Genomic DNA, 15,170 nt, shown 5'->3' on the forward strand with positions numbered 1-15,170 from the left:
ATCCACGAAGCAAGGGCGCGCATGCCGGCAAGGCATGCGCGCCCGTTTTGCCTGGTGCCCCGCTGAATCAGCCGGGTGGCGGCAGGCGCCCGACGTCATCGAGCTGCTCCAGCTTTTTGGAAACCCGGTGCTTGAAGGTGGCCACGGTTTTCGGCGAGATGCCCAGCCGCGTTGCGATCTCCAGGTTGTCGTACCCCTCCGAGAGCAACTGGAACACACGAGACTCGCGCGGCGTGAGCTGCTTGGCCTTGCGCCTGCCGGCTTCATCATCGAGGCTGGTGTTGCCGACGGCATCGGGAAAGGCGATGTAGCCCTGGTGCACCATATCGAGTGCAGCCGCCAGCAGGTGGAACGGATGCGACTTGCTCACATAGGCGCTCGCGCCGGCCCAGCGCGCCAGTGGCGCATCGCGCTCGGGGTCTCCGCCCGACAGCACCACGATCCGCGTCGGCTGCTCGACGGCACGCACGCGCCGTACCACTTCCAGCCCGTCCAGTCCCGGCAGGTTGATATCGACCACGGCGAGCGCGGGACGCAGTTGCCGTAGCACGCGCAAACCTTCGACCCCGTCGACGGCGACGGCAACCAGCTCAAAGCGGCCATGCCGGTGCAAGTTGGCACGGATCGATTCCAGGATGAATGGATGGTCATCGACAGCCACGACGGATAGCAGTTTTTCCCCATCGACCGGGTCCATGTGCGCCTCTTTAAGTTAGCTTCGGATTCTGGCTCAGACGCTGCTGAATATGCTGTGGGAAATTTCTGCACTACGCCGCGAAATTTCCGAGAATCGTCTACAGGCATCGCTGGGACCACGCGAGCCAGCGGGACGGCCGCCGTGGGCAATGCCCGGGCCGCGGCACATTTTCTCGTGCACATTTCCTTACAACCCGGACATACATTGACGTCACAGGGTCGCTAAGCTGCCCCCCTTGAGCAAGCCCGTCTTGCCACTCCAAGGAAAGTACGCATGAGCCGCTCCCTTTCTCACGCAGCATCACTTCCTGCCGCGCCTGCGCGGCGGCCCCGATGAAGTGGTCCACCATTGTGTTGGTGCTGCTCGGCTGGCTGGGCGGATGTGCCGCCATCGGATGGCTGCTGATCGCCTGCTCAGCCGTGTTGTCCCGGTAAGCCGCACCAGCGCACGAGCGGGCATCGCACCGCTCGGCCATCGATTACCCAGGCCATCGGACCATCAATCACGCGCCATTTCGTAACGGGGTATTTCAGCGGCGCAGCCGGATCCGCTGCGCACCCCAACCATCACCGGCCAATATCCAAGGCAAGGAGAGACCATGTACGACCACGCCGTCCTGCCGCGCGAGAGCCACGGCGCCCTCACCGCAGGCGCCATGCAAGACACGTCCACACCCCGCACGAGCCCCGTGCGCCGCGCTCGCGCCGCGCGGGCTAACGTTGCCTCCGGCGACGTCCTGATGTCGGATATCGGGCTGCTCAAGCTGTGCCGCCATTGCGCAGAGCACTGGCCGGCTGACGGCGAGTTCTTCGCGCGCGATACACGCCGCCAGGACGGCCTTGAACATATCTGCAAGGCTTGTCGCAAGGAACAGCGCTCAGGCCGCTGAAGCGCATCCGCACGTACGGAATGTGAAGGCCGGCACGCGTGGATGGTGCGCCAGAACGCGCCGCCAAGCACACCGGCAGATCTGACAATCCTGGCTGAATTCAATCAAAACCCAGGGTTTCCCCCGGCACAGACAGGATACTCCAGCACATTCGCTACCAAATGCAGATGTTCGTTTTGTCCTGTTGATGGTTCGTTCCGTCTATTCCCTCCCGTCCCTGGCGCCGCTATTGTTACGTTCAATAACAATCCCTATCCCGCACCAGGAGACACGCGATGCGCACACAAGTCGCCATCATCGGCGCAGGCCCCGCCGGCTTGCTGCTCGGGCAACTGCTCGCCAAGGCCGGCATCGATGCGGTCATCGTCGAGCAACGCAGCCCCGACTACATCCTCGGCCGTATCCGCGCCGGCATCCTTGAAAGCGTGACCGCCGATGCGCTGGAGCGCGCTGGCGTGGCGCAGCGCCTGCACGACGACGGCCTGGTTCACCATGGCATCGAACTGTCCTATGGCGGCAAGCGCCACCACATCGACTTCCACGCGCTGATTGGCCGCTCGGTCACGGTCTACGGCCAGACCGAAGTCACGCGCGACCTGATGGCCGCCCGCGAAGCCGGCAATGCCGTCACCATCTATGACGCGCAAGACGTCAGCGTGCACGATTTCGACACGGCCACGCCCGTGGTGCGATATCGCAAGGGCGGCCAGCAGCATGCATTGCGTTGCGACTTCATTGCAGGCTGCGACGGATTTCATGGCATCACGCGGCGCAGCGTGCCCGAGCCATCCAAGCGCATCTTCGAGCGCGTCTATCCCTTCGGCTGGCTCGGCGTGCTCGCCGACACGCCGCCGGTGGCGGATGAACTCATCTACGCCAGCCACGAGCGCGGCTTCGCGCTGTGCAGCATGCGCTCGCTCACGCGCAGCCGCTATTACGTGCAGGTGAGCGCCGACGAACGGGTCGAGGACTGGTCCGATCAACGCTTCTGGGACGAACTGCGCAGCCGACTCGACGCCAGCGCCGCCGAGGCGCTGGTGACCGGCGCGAGCATCGAAAAAAGCATTGCGCCGCTACGCAGCTTTGTGTGCGAGCCGATGCGCTTTGGCAACTTGTTCCTGGCCGGCGACGCCGCGCATATCGTGCCGCCCACCGGCGCCAAAGGCCTGAACCTGGCCGCCAGCGATGTGCTTTACCTGGCCGACGGCCTGATTGCGCGCTACCTGCACGACGATGCCAGCGAGCTGGACGCGTACTCGCAGAAATGCCTGCGCCGGGTCTGGAAGGCGGAGCGCTTCTCGTGGTGGATGACATCGCTCTTGCATCGCTTCCCCGATGCCGATGACTTCGCGCTGCGCATCCAGCAGGCCGAGCTGGATTACCTCATGGGCTCGCGCGCGGCCCAGATGTCGCTGGCGGAAAACTACGTCGGCCTGCCTTACTGAAGCCACGCGGCAAGCCGACGAAATCAAGAACACCAGAGAATTCGCCGCCAACGAGCGGCATAGCAGGAGACCCGCACCATGACGCCCCCAACCAGCGGCCAGCCGGCCGCAGCCCACGGCCACGCACGCAATCCCGGTGCCAGCATCGACGTCCAGCAGTTCATCGACAGCCAGCCGTTCTCGCGTTTCCAGTGGATCATCCTGATCCTGTGCTTCCTGATAGTCGCGGCCGATGGCTTCGACACCGCGGCGATCGGCTTTATCGCGCCGATGCTGGCCAAGGAATGGGGCGTCAGCCGCGCCCATCTCGGGCCGGTGATGAGTGCCGCCTTGTTTGGCCTGGCCGCGGGCGCGCTGGTGGCGGGGCCGCTGGCCGACCGCTTTGGCCGCAAGGGCGTGCTGGTGGGCTCGGTGCTGTGCTTCGGCGGCTGGAGCGTGGCCTCGGCCTTCTCGACCTCGCTCGAAGCGCTCACGGTCCTGCGCTTCCTCACCGGCCTTGGCCTCGGCGCGGCCATGCCGAACGCGGTCACGTTGATGTCGGAGTACGCGCCCACCCGGCGCCGCTCGCTGGCGGTCAACGCCATGTTCTGCGGCTTTACGCTGGGCTCCTCGGCCGGGGGCTTTGCCGCGGCCTGGCTGATTCCGCAATTTGGCTGGCATTCGGTGTTGCTGGTGGGCGGCGTCGCGCCGCTGCTGCTGGCTGTGCTGCTGATCTTCTTCCTGCCGGAATCCGTGCGCTTCCTGGTGGCGCGCAAGGCCCCGGCCGCGCGCATCGCCGCCGCGCTCTCCAAGGTCCATCCGGGCGTGCTGCGCGGCGACGAGCGCTTTCATGTGCAGGAGACCGTGCCCACCGACGCCACGCCCGCCGGTGCTTCCTCGCTGCGCGCCATCCTGATGCCGCAATTGCGCGCCGGCACCGTGTTGCTGTGGACCACGTATTTCATGGGGCTGCTGATCTTCTACCTGCTGACGAGCTGGCTGCCGACGCTGTTCGCCGACGCGGGCTACCCGATCGAGAAGGCCGCGCTCATCACCGCGCTGTTCCCGCTGGGCGGCGGCATCGGTACGCTGACCGTGGGCTGGCTGATGGACCGCGGCCATCCGTGGCGCATCGTGGCCGGCACGTATGCGCTGACAGGCGCGCTGGTCTATGCAGTGGGCCACGGCGCCGGGGATGTGTTCGTGCTCGGCGTGCTGGTGTTTGCCGCCGGCACTTGCATGAACGGCGCGCAATCCTCCATGCCGACACTTGCCGCCGGCTTCTATCCCACGCAGTGCCGAGCCACTGGCGTGGCCTGGATGCTGGGCATCGGCCGCTTTGGCGGCATCGTCGGCGCGCTGCTGGGCGCGCAGATCCTGGGCTTGGGATGGAGCTTTGGCAAGATCTTCGGCCTGCTCTCGCTGCCCGCCTTTGTCGCCACTGCCGCGCTGCTGATCGCCTCGGCACGGCCACGCGCCGCGGCGCGGCCTGTCGTTGGCCAGCACGATGCCGCGCACTGATCCCCACGCCGGCCTGCGCAAGCTGGTAAGCGCGTTTGAGGTGGCCGGGCGCGACCTGATGGAGATCTGACGGCCCATCAATGCCCGGGTAACCCGGTTGCGTCCATCCTTCATTGGGATGGTGTACCCGTGCGATTGGTTCGCTGGCCCACACACCCTGTATTGCCACAGGCAGGAAACAGCACCGCCCGCTTTGCCTGCTGCCCGGCCGCGACTTACCATGCTAGCAAAGGTAAGCCCGGCTACAGGGCAGCTGTACCAGAGAGAAATCGTGGTGAGGCGGGGACAACTTGGCGAATTACCTGGAAGAGTACTGCGCGCGCATCCGGCGCGGAGCGGCAACGGCCGTGATCGACAAACCGGTGCTGGTGGATCGCGATGGCATCTACGCGATGTGCTACGTGCCGTTCGAGCACAGCCATGAGCACGCGCGGCTGGTATTGGTGAGCACCACGCCCGGGCACACCCACGTACAGCTTGCGGCGGAGCTGACCGAGAGCCTGATGCAGCGGCACGCGCCCGGGCGCACCATCCAGCGCGAGAACAAGCGGCGCGTGGAGCTCGGCGGGCCACTCGTGCGGCCCAACCTGATCCGCATGCTGGATCATTTCGGCATCGCGCAGCTGATCGGCCTGCCCGGCGCCGCGGCGCTCTGGGACGAGGGCTTCGAGCGCCTGCAGCCGCTGGCCTTGCTGCCCTATGCCACCACGCGGCGCGGCCTGGCCTTCGACGGCGACCTGGAAGAACTGATGGCGGTGCCGATGCTGCGCAGGGTGTTCGAGAACCTGTTTCTCGGCGCGCTCAGGCAGATGGATGACCAGGCGCTCTTCCTGGCGCTGGGGCGCACCGCGTGGTCCGCGCTGGGCCATGCAGCCGACCTCGGCCTGCTGCAGCGCCGGCAACTGCTGGGCATGATGCCCGTGCCCGCCCGCGCGGGCAGCATGGTGAAGTACTTCCTGCGGGAGGTCAGCGCCGACGCACTCTCCGTGCGCGATCCCGTGCGCCATCGCACGGCATGGCTCGACGCCGCGCACGACGAACTGGTGGCGGCAGTGCGCAGGCGGCAAAACCGGCATGACGCGGGCGCGAGCCGGCCCGGCACGGCAACGACCTGCCTGGAGGCATGAAGCCGGCCGGCGGCAATTTTCCAATATGCCCGAATCATCACCCCACGTCGGTGGGGTTCATGTCGCACTTTTGGGCGCCGTTAGCCTTCTGTGAGGGAATTGCCTCCCTCGACATTCCCGATCGGCGGCCCCTTGTGGCCGCCTCTTTTTTTGTGCGGCCGCTCGGGCGACCAGACATTCAGACCCGCAGGTGCCAGGACCGCACGTACTGGAACAGGTCCAGCCCGTGCGTACCGTGGAACCACACGTGGCGCGACAACGCCAGTGCGCCCATCCACGAGGCCGCGACCACCAGCAGGTCGCAGCGGCCGCTCTTCCACCAGTTCAGCGAGTGCCGCCCAAGAATCCAGGGCACGCCGAGTGGGTTGGGCCAATCGGCCAGCAAGTGCATCAGCCCGCCACAGGCAAACCCGAACGCTGGTGCGGCTAGCGCGTGCGTGCCCAGGGAGCGGTGCGCAATCACCAGCAGCGCCAGCCAGGCGATGCCCCAGTGCGTCCAGGTGCGGTGCGTGATCCACAGCCGGCGGGATCTGGACCACCAGGCGACCTCCAGCCAGTCCGGTGCGCCGCCGCCGGCTACGCCAGCAAAAAAGGCAAGCACAGGGGCCAGGTGATATGGGCCGCCGGCACCGGCCTGGGCGACCACCGCGGCGGCGATCAGGCCTGCCGCCCATCCGGTGGCATGGTGAGCTTTGCTGGAAGCCATTGCGTGGGGACGCTCATCGGGAGCCGTGAAATGCAGGGGCGCAATGGTGGCAGATCGCAGCGCAAAAGAACAGTGCTCGGAGCGCGGCTTGCACGTATCCGCCGCGCGCACTAAGTTGGAAGCAGCTTGCGGCATCTGGGCCGCGCACCCTGGGAGGGGTCATGAGATCGCAAATTGCGCGGCAGGCCCGCGGCATCCTGGCGGCAACCCTGTGGCTAGCCGCGGCGGCGGCGCATGGCCAGCCGGTGGAATCCGGGCCGCTCACCATTGGCGGCTCGCTGGTAGTGGAAGGCCCCCTCACCGTCCATGGCACGCTGACCGTGGACGGCAGCGTCCTCGCGCACGGCCCGCTGACCGCGGCCTGGTTTGCCAATCGCCCACCGGTTTATGGCCAGCCACCTGGCGCAGGGCGGCAAAAGGTGTTTCACGGCCCGCTTACCGTCCACGGGCCGCTGTTTGTGCAAGGCAACGTCCTGGTCAACGGGCCGGTCAACGTCGACGGCCCGCTTGACGCGGCGGGCAGCATCGACGCCGACGGCCCGATGCGCGAGCGGCGGCCGCACGGCTACTGACGGCGACGGCGCTAATGACGCTCATGCGGCTCAGGCCGATTGAAGGCGCGGGGACGTCCGCCGGCCCGTCAGCGCGAGCGCCGCGCCACCGATGATGAGCGCGGCCGCGCCTGCCAGGGTCCACGTCAGCGTGGCAAACCCGAACCACACCAGCAGCAGCGTAGCCATCAGCGGCGTGGCATACGACAGCACGCCTAGCAGCAGCACCGCGAGCCATTCGCCGGCGCTCGGCATCACGGTGGATTCCAGCGCAAGATGGCACAAAGCACCGCACAGGGCCACGGCCCCGCACACGCTGAGCATCGTGGTGCTCGGCACCTCGCCATAGCGCCGGTTGGCAACCGAGTAGCCCGACCAGATGAGGGCGCATGCGAGCGCGGCAAGGTAGCCCGGACACAGGGGCCCCGCATGGCTTGCATCGTGGCAACGGCCTGGCTGCCTGTCTTGGCAAATACGGCTACGCAACGGGCGCGCTGTTTGACGATTTGCGCGGAAGAAAAGCCGGGGCTTCCCACCGCGAAAAAAGGGCGCTATAATCGCGCCCCTCGCGACACGAAATGTACATGACGTTGCGAGCAAGTCTAAGTCCCCATCGTCTAGAGGCCTAGGACATCACCCTTTCACGGTGAGTACAGGGGTTCGAATCCCCTTGGGGACGCCAGTTTCGAGAGCAACGCCACCAAGCGCAGCCTCAACACGAGCGTCGGAAACCGCAGCAAGCGGATTCCACAGCCACTGCGGAGTGGTAGTTCAGTTGGTTAGAATACCGGCCTGTCACGCCGGGGGTCGCGGGTTCGAGTCCCGTCCACTCCGCCAGCATTGCCTGGATACTGCTCGAATGCCGCGTATCCAGGAAAAAATATAGCCCGCCATCAGGTGGGCTATTTTTTTGCCTGCCACCTGCCTGCCACCACCCGGCGGGCTCGCAGCGAACGCCCGCCGGTGCGCCTGCGCTATGCCCCGCCGTTGTCCACCGCATCGGAACTATCGATCGCCCGCACGATGATCTTCAGCGTGTCATCCAGGTGATGGATGGTCTGGCGCTTGGCGGTCTCGGCATCGCGCTGCCTGTACTGGGACAGGATTTCGGCATGCTCGGCATTGCTCTGCGCGATATGTTCCGGGCTCATGTAGAGCGACAGCGAGATATACGGCGCAGCCGAATCGCGCAGCGTCTTGACCAGGTGGGCCAGCCTGCTGTGTTCCTGGGATGCCCAGAGTGCCGCGTGGAACTCCAGGTTCAGTTCGGTCCAGCGCGTGACATCCTGCGTCTGCAGCATCTCCGCATGGAACGCCTCGGCCCGGGCGATATCTTCCGGGGTGATGCCCCGGATCGCCTCTTCGACCATCATCGGCTCCAGCACCTTGCGCAGCCGGTAGATTTCCTGCACATCATCCAGCGTCAGGCCGCGCACGACCGCGCCGCGATGCGCGTCGAAGAACACCAGCCCTTCGGAGATCAGCGTGCGCAATGCTTCCCGAACGGGCGTAGTGCTCATCTCCAGCCGCTTGGCGAGGTCATCCTGGCGCAAGCGCTCGCCCGCGGTCATGCGGCCTTGCAGGATGTCGGCGCGCAAGGTCTGCACCGCATACTGGTAGGCAGTCAGCCGGCGCGAAGGCGCGGCTTGCACTCTGGACGGGGGATTCGGCGAAGTCTTCAAGGAACGGGCTGTTGTTGGATAGGCGAATGGCGTGGCAGTGTACCCCACTTCGCAAACGCCTCCGGGATCTGCTCGCGCGGCGTGCCGGCGGCCAGCAACGCACCTAGCAACAGCCGCGCCTTCAACGGATGGAGCCACTTCGAAAGCAAGGCGCCGCGCCGTGCCAGATCGACTTCGGAGCCGGCGAAACCATAGGTTCGGGAGGCCGTTGCCCCAGCCCCGGTGCGGCTAGCGATCACCACCGGCACGACCTTGGACAGGCGCTCGACATGCTCGGCGAAGCCGAAGGAGACGTGCCCGGCGCCGAACGCCGCGACCACGATTGCCTCGTAGCCGAGATCAAGCGCGGCCACGGCCAGATCGCCATCGTCGCCCAGGAGCGCCGGCACCACCGCCACCTTTGGAAAACGCCGCGTGGGCGGGCTTGCCAGCGGCCTGTCGACCGGCGGATGAAAGTACTCCGGCTGCCCCTCGACCACCCTCCCCGCAGGCCCGCCGTCAGGCGAGACGAAGGTCTGGACCGACAGGGAATCCGACTTGCAGACCCAGCGCGCCCTGTGAATGGTGTCGTTCATGACAACCAGCACGCCGCGCCCGCGGCTCTGGTCGTCCATGGCGACCTGCACGGCGGCCAGCAGGTTGGCGGGGCCATCCGCTCCCGCGGCCAGCGGCGTGCGCATCGCGCCGGTAATGATTAAGGGCTCGGGGTGGCGCCAATACAGATCGAGGAAAAAGGCGGTCTCCTCGATCGTGTCCGTGCCCTGGGTCAGGACGACGCCGCGCGCCCCGCCGGCAACCTTGCCCTCGGCCCATGCCAGGCAGGCCAGCAACTGTTCGGGGCCCAACGAAGCGCTCGGCAACTGGAAGAGCGGCTCGGCGGAGATATCGGCCAGTTCTCCCAGCCCCGGCACGGCCGCGACCAGCTGGGCGGCGTCCAGCTTGGGGACAACCCCGCCGGCGGCATCCGACGGCGTCATGCTGATGGTGCCCCCTAGCGAGGCGATGGCAACTGATGGGCGAGACATATGGTTTTCCCGTAGCGTTAAGGTATGCATTGTGCATTATATATACTATACAATCCTCAAATCAACCTGAGGCTCCTAAGCCACCTCCCAACCTGTTACGGAGACGCACGATGCACCAACACCCGCCGCCCACCCGGTATCGCTTCACCATCTTCTTGCTGATCGTCGTGATTGCGCTGGTCAACTACATCGACCGCGGCGCCATCGCCTATTCGGCCGGGCAGATCATCGAGGAGTACGGCTTCGACCGCGCCGGCTGGGGCGCCGTGCTGGGCTACTTCGGCTACGGCTATATGTTTGGCGCGCTGATCGGCGGTGCGCTGGCAGACCGCCTCGGCGCGAAGCGGGTCTGGGTGATCGCAGGCGTGGCCTGGTCACTGTTCGCGATCTGCATGGTCTGGGCGGGCGACATCGGCCTCGCGGTGTTCGGCGGCTCGGCCCTGAGCGGATTTGCCATGGTGCGCATCCTCTTCGGCTTCTCGGAGGGGCCTGCCTACTCGATCATCAACAAGACCATGTCCGCCTGGGCATCGCCGGCCGAGCGCGGCTTCGCGGTATCCATCGGCCTGCTGAGCACGCCGCTGGGCGCGCTGCTTACCGCGCCGGTAGCGGTCGGCCTGCTGCTGCTCACCGACAGCTGGCGCGCCATGTATGTGGTGCTCGGCGTCCTGGGCCTGGTGCTGATCGCCCTGTTCTCGCGCGTGTACACCAACCGGCCCGAGGATCACCCGAAGGTGAATGCGGCAGAACTCGCCCAGATTCAGGCCGGACGCGGTGAAGCCCCCAAAGGCGCCGCAAGCGCAAGCGCCGCCTTGCCTTGGTGGGCGTTCTTCAAGAGCCGCACGCTGGTTTTCAACTCCATCGGCTATTTCTCCTTTATCTACGTCAACTTCATGCTGCTGACGTGGACACCGAAGTACCTGCACGACGAGTTCAACTTCACCCTCTCCTCCCTCTGGTACATCGGGATGATTCCCTGGGTTGGCGCGTGCTTTACGGTATTGCTGGGCGGGCGCATCTCCGACTGGCTGCTAAAGCGCACGGGCAAGCTGGTCATTGCAAGAAGCTGGTTTGCTGCCGCCTCGCTGTTGCTGACCACCCTGTGCTTCCTGATGGTGTCGCAGGCGCACAGCGTGTGGACCGTCATCGCCCTGATGACTTTGGGCAACGCCTTGAACGCCTTGCCGAACTCCGTCTACTGGGCGGTGGTGATCGATACCGCGCCCTCGCGCGTCGGCACGTTCAGCGGCATCATGCATTTCATCGCCAACATCGCTGCGGTCCTGGCTCCCACGCTGGCCGGCATCCTGTCGGCACGCTACGGCTATTCGTCCATGTTCATCGCCACGTCGGTTGCGACGGCGCTGGGCGTGTTCGCCATGCTCCAGGTCCGTCCAGGCGTGGGTCCCCGCCTCGAGCGCGATGCGCGGGTCGTTGCCTCGGCCGAATGATCCAAGCCATCGATGCCCTTGCCCGGGCATCGCGCTCAAATCCAGTCCACGCCTTCAGCCCGATGCTGCCGCGCGCGGCAGCCGGACCACAAAGCTTGACCCCTGCCCTTCCTTGCTGGTGACCACGACCTCGCCCTCGTGCAGGTCGACTGCCAGCCTGACCAGATACAGGCCAACGCCCGCGCCCGCCGTGCCGGTGACATTGCCGCCGCGCACGAAGCGCTCGAAGATGTGCTCGCGGTCCTTGTCCGGGATGCCCAGGCCGCGATCGGACACGGACACGCGGATCATGTCGGCGTCCCCGGACACATGCACAGTGACCGCGGTGCCGGTCGGCGAATACTTGATCGCGTTGCCAACCAGGTTGCTGAAGGCCTGGAACAGCAGCTTGGCGTCGCCGTGGAAGATTTCATTCACGCCGGGATCAATGATCTCCTCGATGACCGCCGCGGGGGAACTCTCGCGGTGCATCTCGCAGACTTCGTGCACCATCAGGGCCAGGGAAAAGTCAACGCCTTGCAGCGTGGCAAGGCGCCCGCCGTCCAGCAGTTGCGAGGAATCGAGCAGGTGGTCGATCAGGTTGGTCATGCGCCGCACGGCAACCCGGATCCGCCCGCAGCGCTCGCCGAGGACTTCGGCGGACGGCGCTTCCTTCATGCGCATGAGCCGCTGCGCGTGGCCGTCGATCACATTGAGCGGCGTGCGAAACTCGTGCGAAGCCATCGAGACGAAATTGCGCTGGAGCACCGCCAGGCGCCGCTCGTTTTCCAGCGTGTCCAGCAGCATCGTGGTCTGGGCGGCCAGCGCCGCCTTGCTGCGCTCCAGTTCGATCGTATTGTCGCGAAAGCGCACCACGGCGCGGGCGATTTCGCCGATCTCATCCTTGCGCCCGGCCCCGGGGATCTCCACGTGAGGATCGTTGTCCATGATGCGGTGCATGCGGTCGACCAGCCCCGCGATGGGATTGGACACGGCCCTGACCAGGTAGATCACCGCCGCGATGACCAGGAAGCCCGACACCAGGATGGCGCCGGCAATCAGTTGCCGGGCCTCGTGATAGGCGTCCGCCTCGCGCGCGGTGGCCTGCGCGGCGCCGACAACATTGCGCTCCGTGAGCACGCCCAACGTGCCGTTGGCCTGCTCGAAGGCGCGGCGCGACTCGCTGCGATAGAGCGCCACGGCCTGCGTCGTGTCCTTCTGGTGGGCCAGTGAAACCACGCGATCGACCAGTTGCCGGTAAGCCGACCACTGCGCCATGAACTGATCAAAGAGTGCCAGCTCGGCCGGATCATGCTCGATCTTGCCGTAGCGGGCCTCGACCTCCTTGATCACATCGTCCAGCTTGCTGATCTGCTCCTCCGCCGCGCGCAGGTCAGCGCGCGTCGTCGCGATCAACGCATCGCCCTCGAACGCGCGGTAGTCCGAAATATAATTGTTAAGGTCACCCAGGATGCGGTTGCTCTGCAGCCAGCGGCCGCTGATCTGCGCCGACACGCTGTGAAAGTTGCTGAGCCGGTTGATGCCGAACAGGCCCACGCCCACCACCAGCAGCAGGAACAGCACGAACACAAGCGACAGCCGCACGCGAATTGGCCTGAGCATGGGCACTGAATCGGGCAGCCCGACCAAGCGCCGACCCAGGCCGCGACGCACTCGCCGGCTCGCGGGCGCCGGACGAATCGAGTGATTCATAAGACTTTTATCCTGAATTTCGCTACGCTGTACCTCGGCGGGCCGCAAGATGCGGCTCGCCGCCGCTACCAAGGACCACCATGACCGATGCCCGCCGGAAAATCCTCTGCATCGAGGACGATGCCGAAACGGCCGCGCTGATCGCCGAAGAGCTGATCGAGCGAGGCTTTGCCGTGGGCATCGCGCACGACGGCCAGCAAGGTTTTGCCGCCATCCTGCGCGACACGCCAGACCTCGTCCTTTGCGACGTGAGTATGCCAGTGATGACGGGCTTCGAACTGCTGGAGAAGATCACTTCGCTGGCGCCGCGCTTTGCCGACATGCCCTTCGTGTTCCTCACGGCGCTGGCGCAGCGCGAGGCCGAACTCAAGGGGCGCAGGCTCGGGGCCGACGACTACGTGACCAAACCGGTCGATTTCGACATTTTGACCAGCATCGTCGAGGCTCGCCTTGCCCGGCTTGCCCGCACGCGGCCGGGCCTGCCGGCCGTGCAGCTCAGCGAGCGCGAAGTGGAAGCGCTGGTGTGGTCGGCGCGCGGCAAGACTTCGGGCGAGATCGCCACCATTCTGGGCCTGTCCAAGCGCACGGTCGATTTCCATATAGACAATGCCCGCCAGAAGCTCGGCGTGGCCACCCGCATCGAAGCGGTCGTCAAGGCGGCCTCCGCCGGCATCATCAAGCCCTAGCAGCGCGGTGCCGCCCGGCCTACTGTGATCAATCACAGTACTCAGCGGCTGCTAATACACATAGAATCGGCGCAAATTCATCGCTCCCGGAGCACGGGTTAGCGGGATTTTACGACCAGGGCGCCAGCCCCGGGGCCCACGGCGTCATGGCCGGATCGACCCGCGCCGACGATATGAGCAGATTTCAGCAGCAACGCCCCACGCGAACCGAAATAGATCCCACGTCCAGCCGCGCTAGCGCGAGCGTGCATCTCCATGCGGACGACCTGCGCCGCGCCACGACGCTGATCCATGTGCGCGCGGGCGGGGCAGCGGGCGTGGCCGATGCCGACCTGACTGCGTTCCTGCTGTCCGCGTGGCGCAAGCTGAATAGCGCCAGCCGCCGGCCGCCGCAATGCCCGCGGTGCCGTGCGCGCAAATCGACCTTTGACGGTACCGATGGCAGCAGCCTGCCGCTCTTTCATTGCGCCGGCTGCCGCCAGCGCTTCAGCCGGCTGACTGGCACACCCATGGCACGGCTCAGGCTGGAGGACAAGGCGGAAGCCTTCTTCAACCTGGCCTCCCAGCAGGTATCGGTCGCCGAAGCGGCGCGTCGCCTGGGGATCAAAAGCGAAACCGTCAGGCATTGGTCGATCCAGACCCGCTTGTGGCTGCTGACACTGGATCGGCAAGGCGACTGGGAGCGGCGCGTGCAGCTTGGCGTTCGTTACGCGGTCCTGCCGGCAAGCACCCGCGATGAACCCGCAAGCACGGCGCGCGAATGCAAGTGCACCATCGCCTCCGACGATAGCGACGCGCTGGCCGAAATGGAAAATGCGCCGCTGCTGATTCGGGTGTGCCCGCTATGCGAACAGACGGCGCACTAGCGTCAACTACCCCGGCCTAAAGGCCGGAGCTTGCAAAGGCAACTGAACAAGCTCGGGTTGACCAGGCAAAGCGGTAACCAACCCGCTACGTTGCGAATAGGTGCAAGGCCAACGTTGGGATGCTTCCTCAGTCCCAACCTCTTGAAGCTCCGGTTGCAGACAAGCGACAGGGTAAGCACGAAACGGATCGGGGCAGATCGCCGGTTCGCAACATTGCCGAGGGGAGACCTCCCAACGGGAGGCGTCACCAGGCCCGTAAGGGCAGCTTTTAGGAGAGATTGCCTTGGCAGTCTTTGTGTTAGACAGGAGCGGCAATCCGCTCATGCCCTGCAGTGAGAAGCGTGCGCGGCTGTTGCTGGCGCGCGGCCGCGCACGCGTGCACCGCGTGATGCCGTTCGCTATCCGCATAGTGGATCGGCGGACAGCGGACTGCGTCCTGCAACCGGTCCGTCTTAAACTCGATCCCGGTAGCAAGGGAACCGGCGTGGCCATCGTGCGTGAGGTCGAGTCCTGCGGCGGCGAGGCGGGCCGGCGTGTCGCCATGCTGTCGCTAGTGGAACTGATACACCGCGGCGCGCAGATCAGCATTGACCTTACGTCGCGCCGGGCCATGCGACGTGCCAGGCGTGGCCGCAAGACGCGGTATCGTGCCGCTCGTTTCGATAACCGCCGCAGGCCGGTAGGCTGGCTAGCGCCGAGCCTACAACACCGTGTGCAGACCACAGTGGCCTGGGTCCGCCGCTTCCGCGCACTCGCGCCGATCACCGCCATCAGCACCGAACTCGTCCGCTTCGACATGCAGGCGATGCAGAACCCCGAGATCTCCGGCATCGAGTATCAGCAAGGCGAACTG

At 65.8% G+C, this 15,170-nt stretch carries 15 protein-coding genes and 2 tRNA genes; 11 read left to right on the forward strand and 6 right to left on the reverse strand.

The genetic code is table 11. The annotated features are described in order from the left end of the window. Positions 1-67: 67 nt before the first annotated feature. Positions 68-697 carry a response regulator gene (locus tag ACYP5B_RS51880; protein ID WP_459575299.1) on the reverse strand — a complete coding sequence of 210 codons (630 nt, stop codon included), beginning with the start codon at positions 695-697 and terminating at the stop codon, positions 68-70. 598 nt (positions 698-1,295) lie between these two features. Between ACYP5B_RS51880 and ACYP5B_RS51885 the strand changes: the two genes are divergently transcribed. The 4 genes from ACYP5B_RS51885 (at position 1,296) to ACYP5B_RS51900 (ending at position 5,658) form a co-directional block, all read left to right on the forward strand. Beyond that, entirely contained in the window at positions 1,296-1,586 is a 291-nt protein-coding gene (locus tag ACYP5B_RS51885; protein WP_318235777.1) for a hypothetical protein, read from the forward strand. A gap of 275 nt (positions 1,587-1,861) precedes the next feature. Then, complete coding sequence (pobA, locus tag ACYP5B_RS51890; RefSeq protein WP_459575301.1) at positions 1,862-3,031, forward strand: 4-hydroxybenzoate 3-monooxygenase; 1,170 nt, start codon at positions 1,862-1,864, stop codon at positions 3,029-3,031. A 78-nt stretch (positions 3,032-3,109) separates the two neighbouring features. Further along, entirely contained in the window at positions 3,110-4,531 is a 1,422-nt protein-coding gene (locus tag ACYP5B_RS51895) for an aromatic acid/H+ symport family MFS transporter (RefSeq protein ID WP_459575303.1), read from the forward strand. A gap of 290 nt (positions 4,532-4,821) precedes the next feature. Then, a complete protein-coding gene (locus ACYP5B_RS51900) occupies positions 4,822-5,658 on the forward strand; it encodes a hypothetical protein (protein ID WP_459575305.1) in 837 nt (278 codons plus the stop codon). A 178-nt stretch (positions 5,659-5,836) separates the two neighbouring features. Here the strand turns inward: ACYP5B_RS51900 and ACYP5B_RS51905 are convergent, their stop codons facing one another. Next, the gene (locus ACYP5B_RS51905) at positions 5,837-6,364 is read right to left on the reverse strand and encodes a metal-dependent hydrolase (RefSeq protein WP_318235781.1); all 528 of its coding nucleotides are present in this window, start codon (positions 6,362-6,364) and stop codon (positions 5,837-5,839) included. A gap of 161 nt (positions 6,365-6,525) precedes the next feature. Between ACYP5B_RS51905 and ACYP5B_RS51910 the strand changes: the two genes are divergently transcribed. After that, a complete protein-coding gene (locus tag ACYP5B_RS51910; protein WP_400102417.1) occupies positions 6,526-6,936 on the forward strand; it encodes a hypothetical protein in 411 nt (136 codons plus the stop codon). Positions 6,937-6,966: 30 nt separating this feature from the next. Here the strand turns inward: ACYP5B_RS51910 and ACYP5B_RS51915 are convergent, their stop codons facing one another. After that, entirely contained in the window at positions 6,967-7,254 is a 288-nt protein-coding gene (locus tag ACYP5B_RS51915; protein ID WP_459575307.1) for a hypothetical protein, read from the reverse strand. 267 nt (positions 7,255-7,521) lie between these two features. Here ACYP5B_RS51915 and ACYP5B_RS51920 point away from each other — a divergent pair. Together ACYP5B_RS51920 and ACYP5B_RS51925 are read left to right on the forward strand one after the other, a co-directional pair. Further along, positions 7,522-7,597, forward strand: a tRNA-Glu gene (locus tag ACYP5B_RS51920). Positions 7,598-7,675: 78 nt separating this feature from the next. Then, a tRNA-Asp gene (locus ACYP5B_RS51925) sits at positions 7,676-7,752 on the forward strand. Positions 7,753-7,889: 137 nt separating this feature from the next. On the opposite strand, the gene ACYP5B_RS51930 is transcribed toward ACYP5B_RS51925, so the two are convergent. Further along, positions 7,890-8,597 carry a GntR family transcriptional regulator gene (locus tag ACYP5B_RS51930; protein WP_318235784.1) on the reverse strand — a complete coding sequence of 236 codons (708 nt, stop codon included), beginning with the start codon at positions 8,595-8,597 and terminating at the stop codon, positions 7,890-7,892. Further along, on the reverse strand, positions 8,594-9,622 hold the full coding sequence (locus tag ACYP5B_RS51935; RefSeq protein ID WP_318235785.1) for an asparaginase: 1,029 nt from the start codon (positions 9,620-9,622) through the stop codon (positions 8,594-8,596). The genes ACYP5B_RS51930 and ACYP5B_RS51935 overlap by 4 nt, the downstream gene beginning before the upstream one ends. 110 nt (positions 9,623-9,732) lie before the next feature. Between ACYP5B_RS51935 and ACYP5B_RS51940 the strand changes: the two genes are divergently transcribed. Next, the gene (locus tag ACYP5B_RS51940; protein WP_459575310.1) at positions 9,733-11,073 is read left to right on the forward strand and encodes an MFS transporter; all 1,341 of its coding nucleotides are present in this window, start codon (positions 9,733-9,735) and stop codon (positions 11,071-11,073) included. A 54-nt stretch (positions 11,074-11,127) separates the two neighbouring features. On the opposite strand, the gene ACYP5B_RS51945 is transcribed toward ACYP5B_RS51940, so the two are convergent. Then, entirely contained in the window at positions 11,128-12,675 is a 1,548-nt protein-coding gene (locus ACYP5B_RS51945; RefSeq protein ID WP_318235790.1) for a sensor histidine kinase, read from the reverse strand. 170 nt (positions 12,676-12,845) lie between these two features. Between ACYP5B_RS51945 and ACYP5B_RS51950 the strand changes: the two genes are divergently transcribed. The 3 genes from ACYP5B_RS51950 to iscB form a co-directional block, all read left to right on the forward strand. Then, positions 12,846-13,451: a response regulator transcription factor gene (locus tag ACYP5B_RS51950; protein ID WP_318235787.1), complete on the forward strand. Its 606-nt coding sequence runs from the start codon at positions 12,846-12,848 to the stop codon at positions 13,449-13,451. A gap of 245 nt (positions 13,452-13,696) precedes the next feature. Further along, entirely contained in the window at positions 13,697-14,317 is a 621-nt protein-coding gene (locus ACYP5B_RS51955) for a transposase (protein WP_459575311.1), read from the forward strand. 283 nt (positions 14,318-14,600) lie between these two features. Beyond that, on the forward strand, positions 14,601-15,170 hold a 570-nt coding region (iscB, locus tag ACYP5B_RS51960), incomplete at its 3' end, for an RNA-guided endonuclease IscB (protein WP_459575312.1).

The sequence above is a fragment of the Cupriavidus sp. 8B genome (genome assembly GCF_054589115.1).